At 64.5% G+C, this 23,086-nt stretch carries 27 protein-coding genes; 22 read left to right on the top strand and 5 right to left on the bottom strand.

All coding sequences use genetic code 11. The features are described 5' to 3' along the window. Positions 1-2 precede the first annotated feature (2 nt). The 4 genes from V6767_RS11955 (at position 3) to yacG (ending at position 1,783) form a co-directional block, all read left to right on the top strand. The gene (locus V6767_RS11955; protein ID WP_018067565.1) at positions 3-476 is read left to right on the top strand and encodes a UPF0262 family protein; all 474 of its coding nucleotides are present in this window, start codon (positions 3-5) and stop codon (positions 474-476) included. Positions 477-722: 246 nt separating this feature from the next. Next, on the top strand, positions 723-941 hold the full coding sequence (gene infA, locus V6767_RS11950) for a translation initiation factor IF-1 (RefSeq protein WP_018067566.1): 219 nt from the start codon (positions 723-725) through the stop codon (positions 939-941). A 24-nt stretch (positions 942-965) separates the two neighbouring features. Continuing rightward, a complete protein-coding gene (locus tag V6767_RS11945; protein WP_448473705.1) occupies positions 966-1,586 on the top strand; it encodes a Maf family nucleotide pyrophosphatase in 621 nt (206 codons plus the stop codon). Beyond that, on the top strand, positions 1,583-1,783 hold the full coding sequence (gene yacG / locus V6767_RS11940) for a DNA gyrase inhibitor YacG (protein WP_448433077.1): 201 nt from the start codon (positions 1,583-1,585) through the stop codon (positions 1,781-1,783). Before V6767_RS11945 ends, yacG begins: the two co-directional genes overlap by 4 nt. Positions 1,784-1,864: 81 nt before the next feature. On the opposite strand, the gene V6767_RS11935 is transcribed toward yacG, so the two are convergent. The 4 genes from V6767_RS11935 to V6767_RS11920 all read right to left on the bottom strand — a co-directional run bounded on the left by V6767_RS11935 (position 1,865) and on the right by V6767_RS11920 (position 5,824). Then, a complete protein-coding gene (locus V6767_RS11935) occupies positions 1,865-3,394 on the bottom strand; it encodes a tripartite tricarboxylate transporter permease (protein WP_448473704.1) in 1,530 nt (509 codons plus the stop codon). Positions 3,395-3,406: 12 nt separating this feature from the next. After that, the gene (locus V6767_RS11930) at positions 3,407-3,835 is read right to left on the bottom strand and encodes a tripartite tricarboxylate transporter TctB family protein (RefSeq protein ID WP_448473703.1); all 429 of its coding nucleotides are present in this window, start codon (positions 3,833-3,835) and stop codon (positions 3,407-3,409) included. Positions 3,836-3,854: 19 nt separating this feature from the next. Continuing rightward, positions 3,855-4,811: a Bug family tripartite tricarboxylate transporter substrate binding protein gene (locus V6767_RS11925; RefSeq protein ID WP_448473702.1), complete on the bottom strand. Its 957-nt coding sequence runs from the start codon at positions 4,809-4,811 to the stop codon at positions 3,855-3,857. 134 nt (positions 4,812-4,945) lie between these two features. Beyond that, positions 4,946-5,824: an MBL fold metallo-hydrolase gene (locus V6767_RS11920; RefSeq protein WP_448473701.1), complete on the bottom strand. Its 879-nt coding sequence runs from the start codon at positions 5,822-5,824 to the stop codon at positions 4,946-4,948. A gap of 191 nt (positions 5,825-6,015) precedes the next feature. Here V6767_RS11920 and V6767_RS11915 point away from each other — a divergent pair, with 191 nt between their 5' ends. Together V6767_RS11915 and V6767_RS11910 are read left to right on the top strand one after the other, a co-directional pair. Then, positions 6,016-6,834, top strand: a complete 819-nt coding sequence (locus V6767_RS11915; RefSeq protein ID WP_448473700.1) for a sugar phosphate isomerase/epimerase family protein — start codon at positions 6,016-6,018, stop codon at positions 6,832-6,834. Between the two features lie 7 nt (positions 6,835-6,841). After that, positions 6,842-7,327: a nuclear transport factor 2 family protein gene (locus V6767_RS11910; RefSeq protein WP_448473699.1), complete on the top strand. Its 486-nt coding sequence runs from the start codon at positions 6,842-6,844 to the stop codon at positions 7,325-7,327. Positions 7,328-7,337: 10 nt separating this feature from the next. Here V6767_RS11910 and V6767_RS11905 read toward each other — a convergent pair whose 3' ends face one another. Next, positions 7,338-8,468 carry a cytochrome C gene (locus V6767_RS11905; RefSeq protein WP_448473698.1) on the bottom strand — a complete coding sequence of 377 codons (1,131 nt, stop codon included), beginning with the start codon at positions 8,466-8,468 and terminating at the stop codon, positions 7,338-7,340. A 172-nt stretch (positions 8,469-8,640) separates the two neighbouring features. Here V6767_RS11905 and V6767_RS11900 point away from each other — a divergent pair, with 172 nt between their 5' ends. The 16 genes from V6767_RS11900 (at position 8,641) to V6767_RS11825 (ending at position 22,907) form a co-directional block, all read left to right on the top strand. After that, the gene (locus V6767_RS11900) at positions 8,641-9,903 is read left to right on the top strand and encodes a Na(+)-translocating NADH-quinone reductase subunit A (protein ID WP_448473697.1); all 1,263 of its coding nucleotides are present in this window, start codon (positions 8,641-8,643) and stop codon (positions 9,901-9,903) included. Next, positions 9,900-10,700 carry an RnfABCDGE type electron transport complex subunit D gene (locus V6767_RS11895; RefSeq protein WP_448473696.1) on the top strand — a complete coding sequence of 267 codons (801 nt, stop codon included), beginning with the start codon at positions 9,900-9,902 and terminating at the stop codon, positions 10,698-10,700. Before V6767_RS11900 ends, V6767_RS11895 begins: the two co-directional genes overlap by 4 nt. Further along, complete coding sequence (locus tag V6767_RS11890; RefSeq protein ID WP_448473695.1) at positions 10,693-11,493, top strand: FMN-binding protein; 801 nt, start codon at positions 10,693-10,695, stop codon at positions 11,491-11,493. Before V6767_RS11895 ends, V6767_RS11890 begins: the two co-directional genes overlap by 8 nt. A 1-nt stretch (position 11,494) precedes the next feature. Then, positions 11,495-12,157 (top strand): NADH:ubiquinone reductase (Na(+)-transporting) subunit D, encoded by a 663-nt coding sequence (locus V6767_RS11885; protein WP_448473694.1) that lies wholly within the window; start codon positions 11,495-11,497, stop codon positions 12,155-12,157. Then, positions 12,157-12,768, top strand: a complete 612-nt coding sequence (gene nqrE / locus V6767_RS11880) for an NADH:ubiquinone reductase (Na(+)-transporting) subunit E (RefSeq protein WP_448473693.1) — start codon at positions 12,157-12,159, stop codon at positions 12,766-12,768. Before V6767_RS11885 ends, nqrE begins: the two co-directional genes overlap by 1 nt. Continuing rightward, complete coding sequence (nqrF, locus tag V6767_RS11875) at positions 12,765-13,991, top strand: NADH:ubiquinone reductase (Na(+)-transporting) subunit F (RefSeq protein ID WP_448473692.1); 1,227 nt, start codon at positions 12,765-12,767, stop codon at positions 13,989-13,991. The genes nqrE and nqrF overlap by 4 nt, the downstream gene beginning before the upstream one ends. A gap of 3 nt (positions 13,992-13,994) precedes the next feature. Next, positions 13,995-14,990 carry an FAD:protein FMN transferase gene (locus V6767_RS11870; RefSeq protein WP_448473691.1) on the top strand — a complete coding sequence of 332 codons (996 nt, stop codon included), beginning with the start codon at positions 13,995-13,997 and terminating at the stop codon, positions 14,988-14,990. A 19-nt stretch (positions 14,991-15,009) separates the two neighbouring features. Beyond that, entirely contained in the window at positions 15,010-15,177 is a 168-nt protein-coding gene (gene nqrM, locus V6767_RS11865) for a (Na+)-NQR maturation NqrM (RefSeq protein ID WP_448431768.1), read from the top strand. Then, complete coding sequence (locus tag V6767_RS11860) at positions 15,174-15,566, top strand: CBS domain-containing protein (RefSeq protein WP_448473690.1); 393 nt, start codon at positions 15,174-15,176, stop codon at positions 15,564-15,566. Before nqrM ends, V6767_RS11860 begins: the two co-directional genes overlap by 4 nt. Before the next feature lie 130 nt (positions 15,567-15,696). Beyond that, a complete protein-coding gene (locus V6767_RS11855) occupies positions 15,697-17,196 on the top strand; it encodes an FGGY-family carbohydrate kinase (RefSeq protein ID WP_448473689.1) in 1,500 nt (499 codons plus the stop codon). Between the two features lie 80 nt (positions 17,197-17,276). After that, the gene (locus V6767_RS11850; RefSeq protein ID WP_448473688.1) at positions 17,277-18,017 is read left to right on the top strand and encodes a GntR family transcriptional regulator; all 741 of its coding nucleotides are present in this window, start codon (positions 17,277-17,279) and stop codon (positions 18,015-18,017) included. Further along, a complete protein-coding gene (locus V6767_RS11845) occupies positions 18,014-18,742 on the top strand; it encodes an SIS domain-containing protein (protein WP_448473687.1) in 729 nt (242 codons plus the stop codon). Before V6767_RS11850 ends, V6767_RS11845 begins: the two co-directional genes overlap by 4 nt. A 30-nt stretch (positions 18,743-18,772) precedes the next feature. Beyond that, positions 18,773-20,047 carry an ABC transporter substrate-binding protein gene (locus tag V6767_RS11840; protein WP_448473686.1) on the top strand — a complete coding sequence of 425 codons (1,275 nt, stop codon included), beginning with the start codon at positions 18,773-18,775 and terminating at the stop codon, positions 20,045-20,047. 64 nt (positions 20,048-20,111) lie between these two features. Beyond that, entirely contained in the window at positions 20,112-20,981 is an 870-nt protein-coding gene (locus V6767_RS11835; protein WP_448473685.1) for a carbohydrate ABC transporter permease, read from the top strand. 2 nt (positions 20,982-20,983) lie between these two features. Then, positions 20,984-21,811: a carbohydrate ABC transporter permease gene (locus V6767_RS11830; protein ID WP_448473684.1), complete on the top strand. Its 828-nt coding sequence runs from the start codon at positions 20,984-20,986 to the stop codon at positions 21,809-21,811. Between the two features lie 10 nt (positions 21,812-21,821). Next, positions 21,822-22,907 carry an ABC transporter ATP-binding protein gene (locus tag V6767_RS11825; RefSeq protein ID WP_448473683.1) on the top strand — a complete coding sequence of 362 codons (1,086 nt, stop codon included), beginning with the start codon at positions 21,822-21,824 and terminating at the stop codon, positions 22,905-22,907. The last annotated feature ends 179 nt before the right edge of the window (positions 22,908-23,086 follow it).

Genomic DNA, 23,086 nt, shown 5'->3' with positions numbered 1-23,086 from the left:
CAATGAGCGAGGGCGAATTCAGGCTGAGCGATGTCGAACTCGACGAGAGCATCGGCCGGGCCTCGCCCGATGTCGAGCACGAACGCGCGGTCGCGATCTTCGACCTCCTGGAGGAAAATCACTTCAAGCCGGTCGGCCACGCAGGCGGGCCCTACAAGCTGACGCTGTCGATCATCGAAAAACGGCTGGTGTTCGACATCACGCTCGAAAACGGCGAGAAGGTCGCGACCCATATCCTGTCGCTGACGCCGTTCCGGCGGATCGTGAAGGACTATTTCATGATCTGCGACAGCTATTACGAAGCCATCAAATCCGCCTCCCCCGCCAAGATCGAGGCGATCGACATGGGCAGGCGCGGCGTCCACAACGAGGGCTCGCAAACGCTGCAGGACCGGCTGAAGGGCAAGATCGAAATGGATTTCGACACCGCCCGGCGGCTGTTCACCCTATTTTGCGTGCTCTACTGGCGCGGCTGATCGGCGCGGCGCAGGCATTGCATGCTGGACGGAACAAAAAGCGTTCATACAAGCAAACAAGGTTCACAAACGGCGAACTATTGTGTAGGTTCCGCCGCAAATCCCGCAGTTCTCCGCGCGTTTACCCGCTGCGCCAGGGCTGCAACCCAATGAAACTGGCACTTCCCCGCCGGCGGTAAGCCCCAGCGGGGTCGTGGCGTTTTGACCGGTCTTCCGGCAACGCAACAAGGAAAAGAAACAACATACATGGCAAAAGAAGAAGTACTTGAATTTCCGGGCGTCGTCGTCGAGCTTCTGCCGAACGCGACTTTCCGGGTCAAGCTCGAGAACGAGCACGAAATCATCGCCCACACCGCCGGCCGCATGCGCAAGAACCGCATCCGCGTTCTGGCCGGCGACAAGGTCCTGGTCGAGATGACCCCCTATGACCTGACCAAGGGCCGCATCACCTACCGCTTCAAGTAAAAGCGCCGACGCCGAGGATCCGGCTTGACCGCAAAGAACCCCAAACTCGTGCTGGCATCGGCGTCACCGCGCAGGGTAGAGCTTCTCGCCCAGATCGGCGTGACGCCCGATCGCGTTCATCCCGCCGATATCGACGAAACCCCGCTTGCGAAGGAAACGCCGCGCCAGCTTGCCGGCCGGCTCGCACGCCAGAAGGCGGAGGCCGTCTGTCAGGCGCTCGCCGATGATGCCGAATGGCGCGGCGCACTGGTGATCGCGGCGGATACGGTGGTGGCCGTCGGTCGGCGGGTGCTGCCGAAGGCGGAGACGGAAGAAGAGGCGAGGGCTTGTCTGGCGTTGCTATCGGGACGCGGGCACAGGGTCTATACCGGGCTCTGCGTTCACCCGGTCGGCGAAAGCGGCCACAAGGAGCGGGTCGTGGAAACCCGCGTCAGCTTCAAGCATCTTTCGAGACAGGAAATGGCGGCCTATCTCGCCTCGCGCGATTGGGATGGCAAGGCCGGCGGCTACGCCATCCAGGGCCCGGCAGCGGCCTTCATCAGCCGGATCGTCGGCTCGCATTCCGCCGTGATCGGCCTGCCGCTTTACGAGACCGCGATGCTGCTTTCCGGCCGCGGCTTCGATATCGCAGGAGAATGGACATGACCACCAAGGCAAGCGTGGAACCGCTGCGCAAACCGCGCAAATGCCCCGAATGCGGACGCCCCTCCACCCGCGAGGACTACCCGTTCTGCAGCAATCGCTGCCGCGAGCTCGACCTGTCGCGCTGGCTCACCGGCTCCTACGCCATCCCCGTCGCCGAGGACGAATCGAAGGCGGACGGCGACGACGGCGAATATTGAGGCTTGCAGAGCGACTGGATAATTCCGGCCCGGCTCTATCATCTGAAAATTATACCAGACAGCAACGGGGCAAGGCCGGAATCAGCCCACCGACGCCTCGGGCAGGCGCTTGCGCCGGCCGAGATAGAGGATCGAGACGATCGCCATGATAAACAGCGCGATCGCGATCGGGTGCTTCAACAATATCGACCAGTCGCCATTGGTCAGCAGGATCGTCTGGTTGATCGAGCGCTCCAGCATCGGCGTCAGCACGAAGGCGACGATGAAGGCGATGATCGAATAACCGTAGATCCGCATGCCCCAGCCGACGATGGCCGCCACAACCATGATGACGATGCCGAGCGTGCTTCCGGTGGCGAAGAACATGCCGGTCGCGCACATCAGCAGCGCGCTCGCATAGATCACCGACGCCGGAGCGCCAACGACGAAGGCCCAGAACCGCATGCCGAACTGACCGATGCCGAGATTGAACAGGTTGGCGATCAGCATCGCCGCGAAAAGGCCATAGATGAGCTGCCCCTGGTTCTGGAACAGAAGCGGACCCGGCTGAACGCCGTGAATGATGAACGCCGAGACCAGCAGCGCGGCCGCGATATTGCCGGGAATGCCGAGCGTCAAAAGCGGAATGAGGTTGGCGCCGACAACCGCGGAGTTCGCCGCCTCCGAGGCCGCGATCCCGCGCGGATCGCCGGTGCCGAGCTTTTCGGGGTCTCTGGCGGCCTGCTTGGTGATCGAATAGCTCAGGAAGCCCGCCGTCGTGGAGCCGAGCCCGGGGATCGCGCCGATCACCGTGCCGAGCACCATCGCCCGGAAGGCGACGACCCGGTTTGCCCAGAACTCCGCGAAGGTGAGTTTCTGATCTCCGCGGTCGGCAAATTCCAGCGTCTTGTCGGTGACGGTCGCCTGCTTGCCTGCGTTCGGACCGGACGGCGCGCGGTCGGAGAGCCGCACGAAGATCTCGCTCAGCGCCAGCATTCCGACCGCAAGCGCGGTCAGCGGCAGCCCGTCGAGCATCTCGACATTGCCGAAAGTGAACCGGCCGGAGCCCGTGGAGGGATCGATACCGGCCGAGGCCAGGAGGCAGCCGAAGGCGACCGCGATCATGCCCTTGATCATCGATTCCCCGACCAAGCCAACGATGACGGAGAAGGCCAGGATCATCAGCGCGGTGATCTCGATCGGACCCATTTTCAGCGCTACCACCGCCAGCGGAGCCGAGACGGTGATCAGGATGAGGTCCGAGAACACGTCCCCGGAGACGGAGTAATAGAGCGAGTATTTCATCGCCTTGCCGCCAAGTCCCTTCTTCGCCATCGGGTGACCGTCGAGCGCGGTGGCCGCGCTTTCCGGCGTGCCGGGCGTATTGAGGAGAATGGCGGGGACCGCGCCGCCAACAGTACCGCCCTTGTTGACGGAGATCAGGAAGGCGATCGCCGTCAGCGTGTCGAGGGCATAGGTCAGCGGGATGGCGATGGCGAGCGCCATCAGGATGCTGAGACCGGGGATCGCGCCCACGATCTGCCCCACCAGAACGCCAAGGGCGATGTAGACAAGCGTGGAGACGGTAAAGACGTCCGTCATTCCGGCCAGGATGATACTCAGGTCAGGCATCGACGGCTCCAGTCAGGGTAAGGGGCGGCTCAGTATCTGTTCGAAAAACAGCCATGTTCCCACCGGCAGGCCAACGACCACGGTGGCAAGCCAGAGCGGCCGTCTTTCGCCGGTGATGAGGCAGATCAGAACCATCAGCGCGATGGCGACGGGCAGGTAGCCAAAGGCTCTGATGCCCACCATAGCCACCAGCGTTGCGCCGGCCACCGCCAGAAACAGCGCGAGCCTGGCAAGGCTCGGCACATCCGCATTCGTCTTGGTGAAGACCATCTGCATGAGGCCGAGCGCCGTCAGCAGCACGGCGGCGATCTGCGGAAAAAGCGCCGGGTTTGGATACACGAATATCCCCGGCACCGACCTGACGTTTTCGGGGATGCCCCAGAGGAGGAGGAAGACGCCGAACAGCGCGACGGCTCCCCCCAGGATACGATCAGCGGTCATGTCGTTCAGCCCGACGCTCTCACTCTGCAAACATCTGCTGATAGCGGGCAGCTTGTTTTTCCATCAGTGCGGTGAGCCCGTCGGAACCGAGATTGGCGGCCCGATTGTCGAAATTGGTCATCAGCTCCTGATACGCATCCGAGGCCATCGCCTCCTCGATCACGCCCTCGAAGCAGACCTGCAGATCTTCGGGCAGATCCTTCGGCATAACGAAGATCGTGTAGGCGGAGGCCGACAGGTCCATGCCGTATTCCTGGAGCGTCTTGACGTCGGGCGCGTAGGGCACGCGGCTGTCGGTGAGCGTTGCAAGCTGCACCATGTTGCCCGCGGCGATCTGCTGGATATGCTGGCTGCCCTGGATCGTCGCGTCCACATGGCCGCCAAGCGCCTTCTGCATCGCATCGGCCGAACCGTCACTCGGGATCGGCACGAACTCGACGCCGTAGAAATCGCCGATATCCCGGACCAGCCGCTCCAGATGGATGGCCGAGGTGGAAATCGTCGCCCGGCCGTTTTCGCGGGCATAATCGGCCAGTTCCTCCAGCGTGTCGTAGGGCTTGTCCTCGAGCGCCACGAGGCCGAACAGCACCTCCATGGCCGAGCCCGGATAGTAGAAATCGGTCCAGTCGTAATCGACGGCGTCGCTGGCGTAAGGATCGATCACGATCGGATTGGTGGCGCCGACGAGCAGCGTATAGCCGTCGGGCTTGGCCGTCTTGAGCACGGTGGTTGCCACCGCGCCGCCGGCGCCCGGACGATTGCTGACCGGAACCGTCCAGCCCTGCTGTTCCTCGATCACGGCGGCAAGCGTGCGTCCGATGGCGTCGGTTCCCCCGCCGGCGCCATAGGCCACGACGAATTCGACCGGCTTTTCGGGAAAGCCCTCCGGGCATTCAGCGGCAAACGCAAGCGCCGGCATGGCGACAACCATGCCAGCGGCGGCAAGCGCCCGGAAATTCCTTATTGCATAGGTCATGACATCCTCCCTTTGTCTCCCTAAACGACTGTCAGCGCCTGCGCTTCACCGCCGTTGAGAAGTAGCGTAGCGGGACAACCGGGCGGTTCTATCGCCCATCCAACCGATTTCACTGTCTGAAACGGTCACCACCCTTAATCCGCGACGAAATCGAACTGGAACGCCTCGCCGCGCGCGCTCAGGCGGCCTGCCGTCGGGCTCGGGAAATGGGTGGGCAACAGCAGCGCGCCGCTGTCCACCGCCTCGCAGAAGAGCTTGCGGCGCGATCGCGCCGCCATCGCCGGATCGTGACAGAACGGGGTTGACCAGTCAGGCTCGCAACATTGCAGCTTGTGGTGGGCCAGATCGCCGAGCACGATCGCCTCGAACCCCCGCGATTGCACGCGCACGCAATAATGGCCGGGGCTGTGGCCGAGCGTGGGCATGATCGAGACATGGTCATCCAGCCGGTATGCGCCGTCCACGAGCACAGCCTGCCCGGCCTCGGCGACCGGCAGGCAGTTGACCCGCCAAACGTCCTCGCGTTGCCGGGGCGGCACGATGCCGGAGCTGGAGACTTGCTCCCAATAGGCATACTCCCCCCTATCGAACAGATAGGTCGCGTTGGGGAAGGTCGGCACCCACCGGCCCTTCTCCAACCGGGTGTTCCAGCCGGTATGGTCGATATGCAGATGGGTGCAGAGAACATAGTCGACGTCCTCGAGCGTCAGGCCCAGTTCGTGAAAACGGTCGAGCCAGGGCTGCGTATCCCATGTCACCGCGTCGGGCATCTTGTCGGCGCCATTGCAGGTATCGACAAGGATGATCTTTGACGGCGTGCGGATCAGGAAGCTTTGAAAGGCAAGCGTGATGCGTCCCGTTTCCGGGTCGAACAGAAACGGTTCCATGCCGGCGGCGTGTCGGCGGATGGTTTCCGTATCGCTGCCGAGAAACAGATCCTCGGGCTTCATGCCGTATTTCTGATGCTCGAGGATGGCGGAGATGGTGACGTCGCCCAGACGGATATCGTTCATCGGATCCTCCCATTGCCCGGATGACCTGTTCTACCGCCTCCCGCACCGCCCAAGGCAAGCCGGCAGCAGGCGGCATTTCAGGCTGTGAAACGCCTGCCCTCGCCCGTTTTTAACCGGTCGCGCCGCGTTATTCTGTTTTAATATGGACCGAAACGATGTTTGCTCTGGCATCGAAAGGCCGAGGAGGAAACATGTATCTGTCGCTCACATCCTGGTCGTTCCCGGCGCTGACGCTGGAGGAGACCGCAGCCATTTCTCGCATCATCGGCATCGGCGCTCTCGACATCAGCACAAAGGGCCGGCCCGGCCTCGACAAGGCGCAACTGCTCGACGATCCGCACGCCGCCGCCGAGCGGGTCGCGGCGCTGCAGGTTAAGGTCCCCAATTTCTATCACCATTTCGGCGACAATCTTGCCGACCGCAACCTCGCCCTGCCCGGCACGATCGGCGCCAATGCGCGCGATCTGGAGAAGGTGCTGACATTTGCCGATGCAGCAGGAATTGCGACGATCTTCTTTCTGCCCGGCATCATCAATCCCGGCCAGTCGCGGTCCGAGGCGACGGCGGCGGCGGCGGAAAGCATCACGGCGCTGCTGGACGTCGCGAAGGATTTCAGCGCCGAGATATGCATCGAGCCGATCATCCGCTCGTTTGCGGAATCCCCGGCCATCGTTGAAGAGTTGGTCGATCGCACCGGTATCCGGCTTGCGCTCGACTATTCGCACTTCGTCTGCCTCGGATATACCCAGGAACAGATCGATCCGCTGTGCCGGTACGCCGCCCACATTCATCTACGCCAGGCAAGCATGGGCAAGCTGCAGGAACGCTTTGCCCGTGGCAGCATCAACTTTCCGGCGCTGTTCGGCACGATGAGGGACAGCGGCTATGACGGCGCGCTGGCGATCGAATACGTCCATCAGGATTTTCTGAACGCCAGCAGCGACGATGTGATGACCGAAACCGTGACCATGCGCGACTGCTTCAACGGCTGGGCTGCGGGTGGCGCGTGAAGAGGCTATGAGGATAACCGAAGAAGCCGACACCGTTTCCCGCCATCTGGAGCAGCGCCTGATTGCTTACTGGCACGATGTCGATTTCAACTGGGGCAAAAACGCCGCGGAGCATTATGCCCCGGATGCGCTGTTCATGAGCCAGACCGCCCGCTACGAAGGCCGCGACCAGATCCGGGAGTTCTACGCCTGGCGCAGGGAGCGCGGCGTGCGGGTTAACGTGCACCTTGTCGGCAATTTCTGGCTCAGGTCGCTCACAGAATCGAAAGCCGAGGCGGAGTGGATCTGCACGCTCTACGCCCATGACGGCGAAGCGCCCCAGGCCTCCGCACCGCCGATCGCCATCAGCCGCGTCGAGGATATCTATGTGCGGGCTGACAAAGGTCCATGGCTATGCCGGCGACGAAGCTGGCACAGCCTTTTCCGGGGTGGCGTTCCGACGACCGGACTGAGCCCCGACGACATGGCCCGCCGCGTCACCGGCAAGCGGTGAGGCTTTTCAATCAGCGCTGGATACCCAGCGCCTCGACATCGAGGTTCAGCGGGCCTGACAAATCCTCGATCGAATCATAGAGCAGTTCCAGGGCGTAATGCGGGTTGTGGACGAAGGCGCCGGCATCCGCGTTCACGAACTTCCAGTTATAGGCCGCCTTCAGCATGCGCGGCGTCCAGGATTTGTAGGTCTGCGGCTTTCCGTCGACCCTGTCCCCGCGTCCATCCCGGTCGGCATCGAGGAAGAAATAGGGATAGGAATGCTCGAACACGATCGGCGCGCCGGCCACCTTGACGCTGTAATCCTGAATGGTCTTGAGCAGCAGCGCCGCATTGGCCTCGATATCGGAGCGGATGCCCTTGGAGATATTGCCGCTGCCGTCATAGCTGATCCGTGAAATGCGGATCGCATCGGGCGCGCCGCTTTCATGACAGCTGAGACAGGTTTGCTCGGCCACGGTCAGCGTATGCGGATCGTGACAGGACGCGCAATCATTGATCGGGCGAGCGTGGAAGAACCGGCCGCTATAGGTTTTTCCGGGATATTCGAAGCCGCCCGCGCCGATGCTGCCGAGCCGCATCGCGCCGGCCAGCGCATAGTGGGGATTGACGAAATTGATGGTCGGGTCAGGCGTATCCGCGTCCTTTTCGCCGACGGCTTTGGTCACGCTGACGCCGGCCTCGCGGCCGATATGACAGGTCATGCAGGCGGCCTGGGCGCCCGGCGCCACCGGATGCTCGATGCCGCTCGGCAGGGTGATCGCGGCGATTTCCCCGAGGCCGGGGCTGTGACAGGTGTCGCAATCGACCACGCCGCCAACCGGCGTCGGCCCCTCAATGCCCGGCGCGCTGCCGTCCAGCCCATGGAAATCCCGGAAGCCGGCGCCGGAGTGACAGGCGGCGCAATTCGCGGGAATTTCGCCATCGCCGTCCCAGTGGGTAAAGGCTTCGGCGGAGGCATCGGCATGGGCGGACCGCGCCCAGGCCGAGATCAGCTCCTGCTGGGGAACCGGTATCTGATCGGGGCGGAACGGGCCGGACTGCGGCATAACGTAAAGCTCAAGCGCCTCAACCGCGTCGGAAGAATTCTCCTGCGCATTGGCAGTAGAAAAATTGACAATTGTCAATATCGCAGCAATCATGAACAGGGTTCTTGAGTTAACGCGACCAACTACCGATGACATATCTTTCCACCCCCGCTGAAAAACTTCAGTTTGAACGTGTGAGAATGCTAAACAATCTGTTCCATCCCGGCAAATCAAATGTCATGATGTTTGCGTTGTATTTGCATTCAAGTTCTTGAGGAGCGACGCGTTGGTCGGTCTTTTCGGCACCGGTCTGTCTTTGACCACCGGCTCAATATCACCGGATTATAACCGCATTGCAACGGCGCTGACCGTCGAGGCCGCGCTGACCCCGGCCCGTGGCGAGGAGCTGCGCGTTACCCCGCTCGTCGGCGTCGACGACATTGTGTCGCAGGGCCAGCCGGTGCTCGGACTGCGCAACGCGCCGGACATTCAGATGGTGGCGCCGATGGCCGCCCGCATTGCCGCGATCGACCTGGAACCGGGCCGGCGGCTGACCCGGCTTTTGCTGTTTGCCGAGGACACCGGCGCGCGCTTTGCCCATGACGTTGGAGACGCCGACCGGGATGCCGCCAGCCTGCGCTCGCTGCTCAAGGCATCCGGGCTCTGGCGCCGCATCCTGAGCCGCCCGTTCGGCCGCATGCCGGGGGCGGACGAGATGCCGTCGGCGATCATCGTCATGGCAGCCGACAGCAGGCCTGGCGCGCCCTCCCCCGTCCACGCCTTGAAAGGCCGCGAGGAGGCGCTTGCCCGCGGGCTTTCAGCGCTCGGGCGTCTTTGCGGCGAGCGGCTTTTCTTCTGCGAGGCGGCGCGGATCGAGGCCGATCTGCCGCCCGCCGTGCGGCGCGTCAGGGTCGGCACACTGCACCCGCTTGGCCTTGCCGGCCTGCAGGTGCACCGGCTTGCGCCCGCTTCGCTGGACCAAAGGGTGTGGGATATCCATGCAGAGGATGTCGCCGATATCGGCGAGTTGATCGAGACCGGCATGGTGCCGGAAACGCGGCTGGTCTCCGTCACCGGCCCCGCGCTCACCGAGCAGCGCCTGGTGCGCTGTCAGCCGGGCGCGGATATGCGCGGTCTCTGTCTCGGCTTCGTGCGGCCGGGACCGCACCGCATCATGGCGGGATCCCATATCGACGGCCATCCGGGCCACTGGCTCGGGCCCCGCGACCGGCAGGTAACCGTGCTCGGCGATGATGGCGGACATCGCCGGAACCACTGGTTCTCGGCGGCGCTGACGAGAGCCGCGCGGCCGCTGCCGATCATCCCGACGGCAGCGCTCGAACAGGCGCTCGGCGGCGACATCCCGGCCGTGGCGCTGATCCGCGCGCTTTCCGCCGGCGATCAGGAAACCGCCACCCGCCTCGGCGCGCTTTCGCTGGTGGAGGAGGATCTGGCGCTCGCCGATTACGTGACGGCGGCCGAGCCGTGCCTTGCCGCCCAGCTTCGCGTGATGCTGGACCGGATCGAGCAGGAGGAGGTCGCAACATGATTCGTGGTTCGACCCATGGCCCGACGCGGGGAATGTGGGACCGCGAGATGGTGGCGCTTCTGCTGCTGGCGGCAGCGATGCCGATCGCCCTTGCCTGGCTCTGGTATGGCGGCATGGAAGCTGCGCTGCGACTGGTTCTGGCGCTCGTCATCTCCGGGCTGTGGCATCTCATCTTCATGCTGGCACGCGCCCAGCCTCCCTCCTTCGCCGGCGCGCTGACGGCGCTTGCCGTTGCCGTTCTGGCCCCGGAGGAGCTCGGCTTCCTGCCCTTCCTGCTCGGCATCAGCTTCGGTTCGGTGATGGCGGAACTGGTGTTCGGCGGCTGGGGGCGCAATATCCTGAACCCGGCGACCGTGACGCTCGCCTTTCTCGGCTTCGGCTTCGTCACCGCGCCCTGGCCGGATATCGCCCTGCCGGTCGCCTGGGCGGCGATCCCGGCGGCCGTCATCGGCATGTTCGTCGGGGTGATGCCGGCCCGGGTCATTCTTGGCGCGGTGGTGGTGCTCGCCGCCGGCCTCGTTTCCGGCATGCCGCTGCAGCCGGTGCTGCCGGCCTTCGGGCTGGCGCTGGTGCTGCTGGTGGCCGATCCGGTGGCAAGCGCCTCGACGCGGCTCGGCGGCTGGCTGAATGGCGGGATTTACGCCGCGCTCGTCATCATGTTCACGCTTAACTGGGAGGGCGCGCCGCCGGTGCGGGTGGCGGTGTCGGCAGCACTTCTCACCTCGCTTCTCGCTCCGCTTCTGGATGAAGCGGCGATCGCCCTCTGGCATGCCCGCAGGAGAAAACGTCATGGCTGACCTGAACCCGATTTCGGCATGGCGCCGTTTTCTGGCCCTGCCCAATGAGAACCGCTTCAAGACTGTGGCGATCGCCTTCATCGTGTCGGCCGTCTGCGCGCTTTTGGTGAGCGGCGCGACCGTGGTTCTACGCCCGATCCAGGCGGCGAACCGCGCGGCCGAGCAGCAGGCGCGGCTGGAGGCGCTGGTGGCGGGCATTCCCGGCATGACGCAGCTTCTGGAGCAATCCGGCGGCGCGCTTTCGACCGTCGTCATCAACCTGCCCAAGGGGCGGGCTTCCGACGACATCACGCCCGCAACCCTTTCCGCCGCGCTCGACAACGCCGCCAACTGGAAGACGCTCACGCCGGGCGAGGATACCGCCGGCATAGGCCGCCGCCCGGATTTCGTGCAGATCTACCTGCTGCGCAACGATGCCGGCGATATCGAACTCGCGCTCCTGCCGATCAGCGGCGCGGGCTATATCGGCCCGATCAACGGCATTCTGGCGCTGAACGGCGACATGAACACCATCGCTGGCCTTGCGATCACCGACCAGGTCGAGACCCCCGGCCTTGGCGGGCGGATCGAGGAGCCCGCCTTCCTCGCCCAGTTCGCCGGCACGGAAATTGCCGACCCCTCCGGCAATATCCGCTTCGCCGTCGCCCACGGCAAGGCCGGCAATGCCTATGAAGTCGACGGCATTACCGGTGCCACCCGGACCTCGAACGCGCTGACCAGAACGATCCGCTTCTGGCTCGGTCCGGATGGCTACGGCCCGCTGATCGCGGCGATCAAACGCGGGGAGTTCTGATATGGCCAAGCCCATCGGCCTGTGGACGACGCTGACGGAGCCGCTGATCCGACAGAACCCGGTGACGCTGCAGATCCTCGGCATCTGCTCGGCGCTGGCGGTGACCACATCGGTGGCCACCGCCGTCACCATGTCGGCCTCGCTGACGGTCGTGATCGTGCTGTCGGCCCTGTTGGTGAGCCTGATCCGCCGCCACATTCCCGATTCGATCCGGCTGATCGTTCAGATCGTGATCGTCGCCTCGCTGGTAATCGTCATCGACCAGTTCCTGCAGGCCTATTTCTTCGACATCAGCAAGCGGCTTTCGGTGTTCGTCAGCCTGATCACCACGAACTGCCTGGTGCTGGGGCGCACCGAATCCTTTTCGCGCAACAACCCGCCGCTGCCCTCGATGGTCGACGCGCTCGGCAACGGTCTCGGCTATTCGCTGGTGCTGATCGTCATCGGATCGCTGCGTGAACTGTTCGGCACCGGCAAGCTGCTAGGCTACCAACTCTTCGCCACGACCGATCAGGGCGGCTGGTTCGAGCCGCTGAACCTGATGCTGCTTGCGCCTAGCGCCTTCTTCCTGATCGGCGGGCTCGTCTGGGCGATCCGCTCCGTGCTGCCGGAACAGGTTGAAGCCGCCGAGTTCACGCCGCCGGACACAGAGGAGGCAGGCTGATGAGCGAGCTTGCAGGCCTTTTCCTCGGGGCGGCCTTCGTCGAGAATATGGCGCTGACGCTGTTTCTCGGGCTCTGCACCTTTCTGGCGCTGTCACGCCGCACCGGCTCCGCCCTCGGCCTCGGCATAGCGGTGGTGGCGGTGATGGGCGTCACGATGCCGCTCAACAACCTGATCTACAATGCGCTGCTGCGACCGGGCGCATGGGCCTGGGCCGGCATGCCGGATACCGATCTTTCCTATCTCAAGCTGATCGCCTTCATTGGCGTGATCGCGGCCGTGGTGCAACTCGTCGAAATGGTGCTCGACCGGTTCTTTCCGGCAATCCATGCCTCGTTCGGCGTGTTCCTGCCGCTGCTGACGGTGAACTGCGCCATCCTCGCCGGCAGCCTGTTCATGGTCGAGCGCGACTACAATCTGGCGGAATCGACCGTGTTCGGTCTCGGCGCGGGCTTCGGCTTCGGGGTTGCCGTGGTCATGCTCGCCGCGATCCGCACCCGGCTCGCCTATGCCGACCTTCCGAACGGCCTGCGCGGGCTCGGCATCGCCTTCACCATTGCCGGCATGATGTCGCTCGGCTTTTCGGCCTTTGCGCAGATGGTGTCGCCATGAACGAGATCATCCTTGCCGCCGTCATCGTCATTGCGCTTGTGGTCATTCTGACGCTCGCGCTGCTGGTGACCCGTACGCGTTTGATCCCGGCGGAAAAGATCGTGATCAGCGTGAACGGCGCGATGTCGCTCGAGGCCCAGCGCGGCGAGCGGCTGCTTGGCGTGCTGCACCGTTCGGGCATCGGCATTCCTGCCGCCTGCGGCGGTTCCGGCACATGCGGGCTCTGCCGCGTCCATGTGGAGGGCGAAGGCGCGGGCGAACCGCAGGCGACCGAACGCGGCGTGCTGTCGGCCGCGGAACGCCGCTCCCATATGCGCCTTGCCTGCCAGACCGCGCTGCGCGGACCCTGCGCCGTTACAGTGCCGCAGGATTTCGTCGGCGCGACCGGCTTCACTTGTACCGTGGTGTCCAACACCATGAAGGCGCCGCTGATCCGCGAGCTTGTGCTCAAGCTTCCCGAGGGCCAGCCCTTCGATTATCGCGCCGGCGGTTTCATGCAGCTCACCGCGCCGCCCTACCGGCTGGATTTCCACGATATCGAAATCGACGAGGCCTTCACCGATTCCTGGCGCATTGCCGGCTGGCCGGAAATGAAGGGAACCTCCGACAGCCCGGTCACCCGCGCCTATTCGATCGCCAACCGCCCGAGCGACGCAGCCGAAGGCCGGGCCGTGTTCAACATCCGCCTCGCCGCCCCGCCGCCGGGTCGCGAGCAGGAGATACCGCCGGGCATTGTCTCGTCCTATCTGTTCGCGCTGAAGCCGGGCGATGAGGTGCAGGCTTCCGGCCCGTTCGGCGAATTCCATGTTCAGCCGACCGAGCGCGAAATGGTGTTCATCGGCGGCGGCGTCGGCATGGCGCCGTTGCGCGCGATGATCCACGAGCAGATCGGCAAGGGCACGACGCGGAAGATGCGCTATTTCTACGGCGCCCGCTCGCTCGCCGACCTGTTCTATGTCGAGGAGTTTGACGCGATTGCCGCCGAACATCCGAACTTCTCCTGGACACCGGCGCTCTCCGATCCCGCGCCGGGCGACCGCTGGACGGGTGCCACCGGCTTCATCCACGACAATGTCCGCGCCGCGATGCAAAACCACCCCGCGCCGGAGGACTGCGAATATTATCTCTGCGGCCCGCCGGTGATGATTTCGGCGGTGCTGGCGACGCTGGCGCGCCTCGGCGTCGAGCCGCATTCCATCTTCAACGACGATTTCGGAGTCTGAGCCATGACCGCACATCTGACCCGCCGTCATCTTCTCGCCGCCGCCGGCGCTGCCGGTTGCGCCCTCGCCGCGCCCGGCCTGCTGCGCGCGGCGCCTGCGGCGCGGCATATCACCGGCACGGCCTTCGCCTCCGACTGGAGCGTGACGTTGGCTGATACCGCCGATGCGAGCCGTCTCAAACCGCGCTTCGATCGGCTGCTTTCCGGCATCGACCGGATGATGTCGCCCTGGCGCGCCGATAGCGAGATCACCGGCTTCAACACGGGCCGGCGCGAAGCCGCACGAATTTCGGCCGAGACAGCGTTCACGGCGGAGGCCGCGCTCGCCGTGGCAGCGGCAAGCGACGGCTGGTTCGATCCGACCATCGGCCCGCTCGTCGCCCGCTACGGATTCGGCCCGATTGAAGGCGCCGCCGGCCCGGAGAATGAAGACGCGCCGCGCTGGCGCGCGCTCGCCGTCGAAGGCGACAGGCTGGTCAAGCGCGATCCGACCCTCACCATGGACCTCTGCGGCATCGCCAAGGGCCGGGCACTGGATCTCATGGCGCTGGAGCTGCGAGAAGCCGGCCATGAGGAGTTCCTGATTGCGATCAGCGGCGAACTCTTGTCCAGCGGCCGCCACCCCGAGGGCCGGCCATGGCAGGTGGCGGTGGAAGACCCGCGCCTTGAAGCCGATGGAGCCTTCGCCGTGCTGGGGCTCGACAATGCCGCTATCGCCACCTCCGGCTTGAGAGCCCAGAGCTACGACCTTGGCGATACGCGCTACAGCCACATCATCGACCCCTACAGCGCCCGCCCGGTCGAAGGCGCAATCGCTTCCGTCTCGGTGATCGCCCCGGACGCGATGACCGCCGATGGCTGGGCGACGGCGCTGACGGCGGCGGGCGCCGAAGGCCCGGCGCTGGCGAAAAGCCGCGGCATCGCCGCATTGTTCCTGTTCCATGACGGGGCCGGTCTCAGAAACGAAACCGTGAACGGTTTCGATCGTTTCCTGTTATGATGCAGACGAGGAGACAATGATGGAAATCGTTCTGGCAATCGGCATTTTCGCGCTGGTGGCGGCCGGTCTTGGGCTCGGCCTGATGCTTGGTCGCGGCCCGCTGAAGGGTTCGTGCGGCGGCATGGCCTGCCTCAAGGACGTCGCCTGCGAGGGCTGCCCGCACCGGGCGGAGAAGGAGGCGCGATGACCGACACCATCGAAGACATCACTCGCGCCGACGCGCTGACGGTGACGCCGGACATGGCGATCCGGCGCGCGGTGGCGCTTCTGGTGGAAAACAGGGCCGCCGGCGCGCCCGTGGTCGATGACACCGGCACGCTTTGCGGCCTTCTGACCCAGAAAGACTGTTTCCGCCCGACCCTGCAGGCGAGCTACTATCAGGAATGGAAAGGCACGGTCGGCGACTACATGACAACCACGCTGGTGACCCTGCCGGCCAGCGCCGACCTGATGACGGCCGCCGAAGCCTTCCTCGAACACCCCCATCGCATCTTCCCCGTCGTCGACGGCGACCGCCTCATCGGCCTCATCCGCCGCTCGGACGTGCTGGCGGCGCTGGTGCGGCTGAGCAACTGAGGCGTTTGGCGGACGGTCCGATCCTGCATGCAATCACGGCACCGCCCTCTTGAGGGTCGACATTCGGCTGGCGTTCCGCGATATCATGCGCGCGTGAGCCGCGGACCGCGGCAAGTGCAGGACCTTCCCCATGAAAGACTATTTCATCGGCATCGACGCCGGTTCATCCCTCCTCAAATGCGCAGTCTTCGACCGTTCCGGGCGGCAATTGAGCGAGGCCAGCGAGCGCACGCCGATTGACCGGCCGAAGCCCGGTTTCAGCGAGCTCGACCCTGCGCGCTCCTGGCAGGCAGCGAAGACGGTGGTCGCCGAGGCGGTGCGGGCAAGCGGGATTGCTCCGGACAAATTTGGCGGCATAGGGCTTTCCGCCGCCATGGTCGGGGCCTGGGTGGTCGATGCCGACGGAGATGCTCTCAGGCCTGGCATCATCTGGGAGGACAGCCGCAGCCAGCCGATCATCGACGAGATGATGGCAAGGGACCCCGAGGTGATGCGCCGGATTTTCGACAGCTCCGGCTCGGTCATGCAGCAGGGCTGCACGCTTCCGGTGCTGGCCTGGCTCGCCCGGCATGAGACCGAGGTGCTGAAGCGCGCAGCCCATGTGTTCGGCTACAAGGATTTCCTGCGCATGAAGCTGACCGGGCTTGCCGCCACCGATCGGGTGGAAGCCTCCGTCAGCCCCGGCGACGCCAGGGCCCGCACCCACAGCGACGCGATGATTGCGCTATTCGGGCTCGACGACTGGCGGCATCTTCTACCTGAGGTGCGCGATTCGGAGACCGTACATGGCGGGCTGCTCGCCGATGTCGCCGCCGAGCTCGGCCTGCCCGCCGGCCTGCCGGTCGCGATTGGCGCGGGGGACGTGGCGGCGACGGTCATCGGCGCGGGCGGGCTGTTGCCCGGCTCCGTCACCGCGGTGCTCGGCACCACCGGCATGGTCGGCCGCTGCCTCGACGCGCCGCTGTTCGAACCGCGCGACATGGGTCTGCTGTTCACCCTGCCAGGCCACTGCTGGTATCGTTCCATGGTCAATGTGGCGGGCACGCTCAATCTCGACTGGGCGATCGATTCGCTCGCCCCGGACCTCCGCGCCCGCCCCAATTGCTACGCCGTCATCAACGACATGGTCGGCGCGGTGGAGAAGGGCGCGGAGGGCGTGACCTACCTGCCTTATCTCAGCGAAAGCGGCATCATTGCGCCCGTTGTGGACCCGACTGCCCGCGCCGGATTTTCGGGCCTGACGCCCCGCCATGGCCGGCCGGCGCTGTTTCGCGCGGTATTCGAGGGCGTCGCCTTCGCCTTCGCCGATCTGTTCGCGGTGCTGGGCGCGCCGGAAGGGCGGATCGTGCTCACCGGCGGGGGCGCGCAGAGCCCGCTCTGGTGCCAGATGATCGCCGACGTCACCGAGCGCGAGCTGTTCGTACCCGACGGCACCCAGTTCGGCGCGCGGGGCGCGGCACTGCTGGCGGCGACGGCCACCGGCGTTTTCCCCGATATCCGCACGGCCTCCGCCGCGATGGCCGGCGAAGGGCGGCGCTACTCGCCGGATGCCGCCTCGACTGCTGCCTACGCGCCCGCGTTGAAACGCTACCGCCGGCAGCGCGACGCCGCGCTCCGCAAGACGAACTGAGCGAAGCCGCACTTTTCCGCTTGCCTTTTCCAAACTGGTATATACCATTACATCCATGGTATAGACCGCAAGGATAAGTCGTGACCGGAGAAGACGCCCCGCAATATCTGCAGATCGCCGACAGCCTGGCGGCGGAGATCGTCGCCGGCCGGCTGAAGGCAGGCCAGAAGATCGCCTCCGAACGCGCCATCGCCGAGGATATGGGCGTCAGCCGCATGACCGCGCGCCATGCGATCCGCGTGTTGACGGAGCGCGGTCTGGTCGAGGCCCGCGCCGGCCAGGGCACCTTTGTCGGCGCGCGCGTGATCGAGCAGAAGCTCAATTCGCTGACCGGCTTCACCGAGCAGATGGCGCTGCTGGGTCGCAAGAGCTCCTCCATCATCGTGACCTGCGACAGGCGCGCGGCGGATGCCGAATGCCAGCGCGCGATGAAGCTCGCCCCCGGCGAACAAGTCTACCGGCTCGAGCGTATCCGCCTTGCTGACAATGCGCCGGTCGCGCGCGAAACCACCGAGGTTCTGGTCTCGGCCGCCCCCGGCCTGCTGGATCTCGCCGATTTCGGCCGCGAATCGCTGTACCGCACACTGACGGAACACTTCGGCGTGCGGCCGACCACCGCCAGCCAGACTCTTGCCGCCGGCATTGCCGACGAGACCAATGCCCGCATTCTCTCGCTTAGCCCCGGCGACCCCGTTTTGAAACTCACCCGCCTGACCTTCGATGATCGCGGCGCGCCGTTCGAATATGTCCGATCGGTCTATCGCGGCGATGCCTTCGTCATGAAGGTCAACCTCACCGTTTCCGAAGAGAATGCCCCATGACGACTGCTTCCGACCGCTACCTTGCCGAGCTCATTGACCGGCTCCAGACGATCCGCACGACGCTTTCCGCGCCGATGGAGGAGGCCGTCGCGGCGATCGTCGAAGCGGCCCGCACCGATCACCGCCTGTTCGTGTTCGGCACCGGCCACTCCCACATGCTGGCGGAAGAAGTGCACTACCGCGCAGGCGGACTTGCCATTACCGTGCCGATCCTGGCCGGCCCGACCATGCTGCATGAAGGAGCTGTCGCCGGCACCCAGTATGAGCGCACCGAGGGCATCGCCCGCGCGGTGTTCGAGCGCTACACCATCGGCGCGGGCGACGTGCTGTTCGTCATCTCCAATTCCGGCGTCAACGCGGCCCCTCTGGAGGCCGCCCGCGTTGGGCGCGAGCGCGGGGCGAAGATCATCGCGATCACCTCGAAATCCTACTCCACGGCGGCCGCCAAGGGTGGCGACAGGCTGATGGACCTCGCTGACATCGTGCTCGACAACAACGCCCCGCCCGGCGATGCCGTGCTCGATGTGCCGGGCAGCGAGCTCAAGGTCGCGCCGGTCTCGACCGCCATCGGCGTCGCGATCATCAACGCCATCCTGGCCGAGGTCGCGACCCGGCTTGCCGGCGATGGCGAAGCGCCAATCTATCTCAGCGCCAACATGCCGGGCGCCGGCGATATCAACCGGAAGCTGGTGGAACGCTTCCGGCCGCGCAATCCGCATCTTTGAACTGCCAACCGAAAACAAAGGGGATCTGACATGAGAAGACTTGCATCGCTTACCCTCGCCTCCGCGCTGATCAGCTCGGCGGCCTATGCCGCGCCAGTGGAGCTCACCATCTGGCACATGGAGCAGCCGCCGCACCGCGTCGAGCGCATCCAGCAGATGCTCGACGCCTTCAACGAGAGCCATCCCGACATCACCGTAAGCCAGGAGCCGCAGAGCTGGGGCGAGGTCTATGCCAAGGCCCCCGCCGCCGTTGCCGCCGGCGCAGGTCCGGACATGATGTTCGCCATTCCCGACTTCACGCCGATCCTGAAGGATCTCGGCGCGGTCCAGTCGGTCGCCGATTTCGTCAAAACGCTCGACAACGAGCATCATTTCGTGCCGGCGACACTTGAACCCTATACCTATGATGACGGCGTCTGGGCCGTGCCGCTCTACAACATGTCGATGAACATGTGGTACCGCAAAAGCGATTTCGAGGCGGCCGGCATTTCCGTTCCCGAGACTTGGGACGAGTGGCTGAAGGCAAGCGAAAACCTCGCAAGCAGCGAGATGTACGGCATCGGCGTTCCGGCCAACAAGCAGCTTTACACCGACCAGACGATCTATTCCGTGATGGCCAATGGCGGCGCGAGCGAGCTTTACAATGAAGACGGCACGCTGCGTTTCGACAATCCGGAAACCGTCGCCGCCTATGACTTCTACTCGAAGCTCGTGGCGCTTTCCCCGCCGGACGTCAATTCCTGGACCTGGGGCGAGGCAGAGGCCTGCTTCACCTCGAAAAGCTGCGGCATGATCATGCAGTTCTCGGTGATCTCCACCTATGACACCCAGGGCGGCGGCGCGCCGGAAGATCTCGGCATTGCCGCTATCCCCGCCAAGGAAGCCGGTGACGAGCACTACACCATCGCCTATCCGAACGCCGTGATGCTGCTGACCGACGACGAAGCCAAGACCGAGGCCTTCGAAACCTTCATTTCCTGGCTGTTGGAGCCGGAAAACTACGGCAAGTTCCTCAACATGGAACCGGGCCTGTTCATGCCGGTGACGGCAGACGGCGCGGAAGCTGAAAGCTTCTGGAGCGATCCGATGGTCGAGAAGTACAAGCCGCAGATCGAAACCGCGATCGCCAATTCCAAAAACGGCAAGCTGTTCGGCTTCACCTCCGGCCGCATCTTCCCGTCGATCGCCGCGATCTCGGCCCAGAACCTCCTGGCCGCGACCGTTCAGGATGTCACGGTCTCGGGCGAAAGCGCGGCTGACGCCGTCGCCGCCGGCCAAAAGGCCATGGAAGAAGCCGCCGAGTAATCTCGGCTCCGGGGCGCTTTTGCGAAAGCGCCCTTTATCCGCGAAAGGATCAGGAGACCGCCCCATGCAAACGTCCAGGCTGCTGGCATTCGCCTTCGTCGCCCCGGCCATGCTGGTGCTGCTCCTGATCCTCGGCTGGCCGCTGCTCTCGGCCGTCATTCTCAGCTTTCAGGATGTCCGCTATGTCGGAACCGAGCCGCACTGGGTCGGTTTCGAAAACTACGTCAAGATGCTGTCCGGCTCCAAGCTCTGGTCCTCGATCGGGCTTTCGCTGATCTGGGTCGTGGCCAACGCCGTGCTGCAGACGGTGATGGCGCTTGCCGCCGCCCTTGCCCTCAACGAGCAGTTTCGCGGGGCGAAGATCGCGCGCACATGGATCATCCTGACCTGGATCGTGCCCACGGTTGTTGTGGTGATGATCTGGCGCTGGCTGTTTTCGACATCGGGCGGCATGATCAATCCGCTGCTGATCCAGTTGGGTATCATCGATCGCCCGATCGGCTTTTTCGCGAGCCCGGCAGGCGCCTTCGCCACCCTCGTCTTCATCAATTCCTGGCGCTGGTTTCCGTTCATAACGCTGATGCTGCTTGCCGGCATGACGCGCATTCCGGGCGATCTCTACGAGGCGGCCCGCATTGACGGCGCGAACGCATGGAAGCGATTCACCCGCATCACCTGGCCGTTGCTGAAGCCGACGCTGGGCGTGCTCGCCGTCATCGGGACGCTGCTTTCCTTCAACGTGTTCGACATCATCTGGCTCTTGACCGCCGGCGGCCCGGCCGACGGCACCCGCACCATGCCGGTGCTGATCTACGAGACCGCCTTCAAGGGCTATCGCCTGAGCGAGGCGGCGACCGTTTCGGTGATCGCCACCATTCTTCTGCTCGCCTTCGCGCTTTTGACGGCGCGGGCGCTCGACCGGGAGGAGAGCTGATCATGAAGCGTTCGCTCACCGTCAACATATTGCTGGCGCTCACCCTTCTGGCGCTTGTCATTCTGGTGGCGCTGCCGTTCTGGTGGGTGGTGTCCGGCTCGTTCAAGCTGCCGCAGGAAATCATCGCGCGAAAGCCGACCTTCTTTCCGCACTCCTTCACGCTGCAGCATTATGTGAAGCTGCTCGCGAATTCCGCCTACACCACCTATGTCGGCAACAGCCTGATCGTGGCGACGTTTTCCACGCTGATCACGCTGGCGCTGGCCGTGCCCGCCGCGTTCGCCTTCTTCCGGCTGCGCTTTCCAGGCCGACGGACGCTGTTCCGCATCATCCTGCTCGCCTACGCCTTTCCGAGCATCGTGGTGCTGATCCCGCTGTTCGGCATGTTCACCAAACTCGGCATCATCGACACGCTGCCAGCACTTGTGGTCGTCAACGTCGCCTTCGCGCTGCCGTTCTCGATCTGGATGCTGCGTTCCTTCTTTGCCGGCGTGCCGAAGGAGATCGAGGAGGCAGCCGTGATGGACGGCGCGCCGCCAACGGTGATCCTGCGCCGGGTGATGCTGCCGCTGATCGCGCCGGGCATGGCAAGCGTCGCCATCTTCGCCTTCATCACCTCATGGACCGAATATGTGTTCGCCTCGGTTCTCATCATCTCCGACGCCAAGCGCACCGTGCCGGTCGGCTTTGCCGGCATTATCGGCCAGTACCAGATCGACTGGGGCCTGCTTCTGGCCGGCGTCGTTCTGGCGGTTGCGCCGGTCGTCATTCTGTTCGCCTTCATCGGGCGCTGGTTCGTCAGCGGCCTGACCGAAGGCGCGGTCAAATAGGATAGCTTCGATGGCAGAACTCTCGCTCCGCAATGTCCGCAAGTCGTTTTCCGGCACCGAAGTCATCCACGACGTCAATCTCGACGTGGAAAGCGGCGCCTTCGTCGTCTTCGTCGGCCCGTCCGGCTGCGGAAAGTCGACGCTGCTGCGCATGATTGCCGGCCTTGAGGAGGTGACGGCGGGGTCGATATCGATCGATGGCCGCGATGTCACCAACACCGACCCCGCCAAACGCGGCATAGCGATGGTGTTCCAGTCCTATGCGCTCTACCCGCACATGACGGTGGAGGAGAATATCGGCTTTCCGTTGGAAATGGCCGGCATCAGCAAGGAAGAACGCAAGGCGGAAGTGCAGAAGGCCGCCGATATCCTGCATCTCGGGCCTTATCTCGACCGCAAGCCGAAGGCGCTTTCCGGCGGACAGCGCCAGCGCGTCGCCATCGGCCGCGCCATCGTGCGCAATCCGAAGATCTTCCTGTTCGATGAGCCGCTCTCCAATCTCGACGCGGAACTGCGCGTGCGCATGCGCCTGGAAATCGCCCGGCTGCACGAGGAAATCGGTGCGACCATGGTCTATGTCACCCATGATCAGGTGGAGGCGATGACGCTTGCCACCAAGATCGTGGTGCTGCGCGACGGCAATATCGAACAGGTCGGCGCGCCGATCGAACTCTACAACGACCCCGACAATATGTTCGTCGCCGGCTTCATCGGCTCGCCGAAAATGAATTTCATACCTGCGCGTGTGACGGGACACAGCGACAATGGCGCTGTCCTCCTCACCATCCCCGAACTCGACCTTGAGGGGCTTCAGGTCTTGCCGCGCGACACCGCCGCGACGCTCTCCGGCGACATCGTGGTCGGCGTGCGGCCGGACTGTTTCTCCGCCGAAGGCGCGGCAACACCCGTGAACCTTGTCTGCGAAGTCACCGAACGCCTTGGCAATGTCACCTACATGCACGCCAGAAGCACCGACGTCGAAGGCATCGTCGCCGAACTGCGCGGCCAGCCCGAGATCCGCGCCGGCGAGACCGTTTCTCTCTCTCTCGACGCGGAACGCCTGATGCTGTTCTCGAAGGACGGACGCAGGCTGTAGCGACACGCTCGACGTTCGGTCCTGTCAAACCTGATGTTCCGCAAAGCAGCGCAAAAGGCTTCAGACCGTGGCGACAGCCAAGTCGCCGAAGGCGATCAGAGAGATAACTGCCACTAGAACTACCGCTAGGCGGTGTGGACGGATTGCCGCAGTTTGAAGAAATGGGATTCCCCGGCTGA

The sequence above is a fragment of the Martelella sp. FLE1502 genome (assembly GCF_053484255.1).
The sequence above is the reverse complement of the archived record's forward strand: the minus strand, read 5'-3'. Positions and strand labels throughout refer to the sequence as shown.

What these genes read in the sequence shown, in the direction of transcription:
- yacG (WP_448433077.1), top strand. Translation starts at nt 1,583, where the DNA reads ATGACCACCAAGGCAAGCGTGGAACCGCTGCGCAAACCGCGCAAATGC.
- V6767_RS11910 (WP_448473699.1), top strand. Translation starts at nt 6,842, where the DNA reads ATGAGGATAACCGAAGAAGCCGACACCGTTTCCCGCCATCTGGAGCAG.
- V6767_RS11915 (WP_448473700.1), top strand. Translation starts at nt 6,016, where the DNA reads ATGTATCTGTCGCTCACATCCTGGTCGTTCCCGGCGCTGACGCTGGAG.
- infA (WP_018067566.1), top strand. Translation starts at nt 723, where the DNA reads ATGGCAAAAGAAGAAGTACTTGAATTTCCGGGCGTCGTCGTCGAGCTT.
- V6767_RS11890 (WP_448473695.1), top strand. Translation starts at nt 10,693, where the DNA reads ATGGCTGACCTGAACCCGATTTCGGCATGGCGCCGTTTTCTGGCCCTG.
- nqrM (WP_448431768.1), top strand. Translation starts at nt 15,010, where the DNA reads ATGGAAATCGTTCTGGCAATCGGCATTTTCGCGCTGGTGGCGGCCGGT.
- V6767_RS11835 (WP_448473685.1), top strand. Translation starts at nt 20,112, where the DNA reads ATGCAAACGTCCAGGCTGCTGGCATTCGCCTTCGTCGCCCCGGCCATG.
- V6767_RS11855 (WP_448473689.1), top strand. Translation starts at nt 15,697, where the DNA reads ATGAAAGACTATTTCATCGGCATCGACGCCGGTTCATCCCTCCTCAAA.
- V6767_RS11860 (WP_448473690.1), top strand. Translation starts at nt 15,174, where the DNA reads ATGACCGACACCATCGAAGACATCACTCGCGCCGACGCGCTGACGGTG.
- nqrF (WP_448473692.1), top strand. Translation starts at nt 12,765, where the DNA reads ATGAACGAGATCATCCTTGCCGCCGTCATCGTCATTGCGCTTGTGGTC.
- V6767_RS11935 (WP_448473704.1), bottom strand. Translation starts at nt 3,394, where the DNA reads ATGCCTGACCTGAGTATCATCCTGGCCGGAATGACGGACGTCTTTACC.
- V6767_RS11905 (WP_448473698.1), bottom strand. Translation starts at nt 8,468, where the DNA reads ATGATTGCTGCGATATTGACAATTGTCAATTTTTCTACTGCCAATGCG.
- V6767_RS11895 (WP_448473696.1), top strand. Translation starts at nt 9,900, where the DNA reads ATGATTCGTGGTTCGACCCATGGCCCGACGCGGGGAATGTGGGACCGC.
- V6767_RS11925 (WP_448473702.1), bottom strand. Translation starts at nt 4,811, where the DNA reads ATGACCTATGCAATAAGGAATTTCCGGGCGCTTGCCGCCGCTGGCATG.
- V6767_RS11825 (WP_448473683.1), top strand. Translation starts at nt 21,822, where the DNA reads ATGGCAGAACTCTCGCTCCGCAATGTCCGCAAGTCGTTTTCCGGCACC.
- V6767_RS11955 (WP_018067565.1), top strand. Translation starts at nt 3, where the DNA reads ATGAGCGAGGGCGAATTCAGGCTGAGCGATGTCGAACTCGACGAGAGC.
- V6767_RS11840 (WP_448473686.1), top strand. Translation starts at nt 18,773, where the DNA reads ATGAGAAGACTTGCATCGCTTACCCTCGCCTCCGCGCTGATCAGCTCG.
- V6767_RS11930 (WP_448473703.1), bottom strand. Translation starts at nt 3,835, where the DNA reads ATGACCGCTGATCGTATCCTGGGGGGAGCCGTCGCGCTGTTCGGCGTC.
- nqrE (WP_448473693.1), top strand. Translation starts at nt 12,157, where the DNA reads ATGAGCGAGCTTGCAGGCCTTTTCCTCGGGGCGGCCTTCGTCGAGAAT.
- V6767_RS11830 (WP_448473684.1), top strand. Translation starts at nt 20,984, where the DNA reads ATGAAGCGTTCGCTCACCGTCAACATATTGCTGGCGCTCACCCTTCTG.
- V6767_RS11885 (WP_448473694.1), top strand. Translation starts at nt 11,495, where the DNA reads ATGGCCAAGCCCATCGGCCTGTGGACGACGCTGACGGAGCCGCTGATC.
- V6767_RS11920 (WP_448473701.1), bottom strand. Translation starts at nt 5,824, where the DNA reads ATGAACGATATCCGTCTGGGCGACGTCACCATCTCCGCCATCCTCGAG.
- V6767_RS11845 (WP_448473687.1), top strand. Translation starts at nt 18,014, where the DNA reads ATGACGACTGCTTCCGACCGCTACCTTGCCGAGCTCATTGACCGGCTC.
- V6767_RS11870 (WP_448473691.1), top strand. Translation starts at nt 13,995, where the DNA reads ATGACCGCACATCTGACCCGCCGTCATCTTCTCGCCGCCGCCGGCGCT.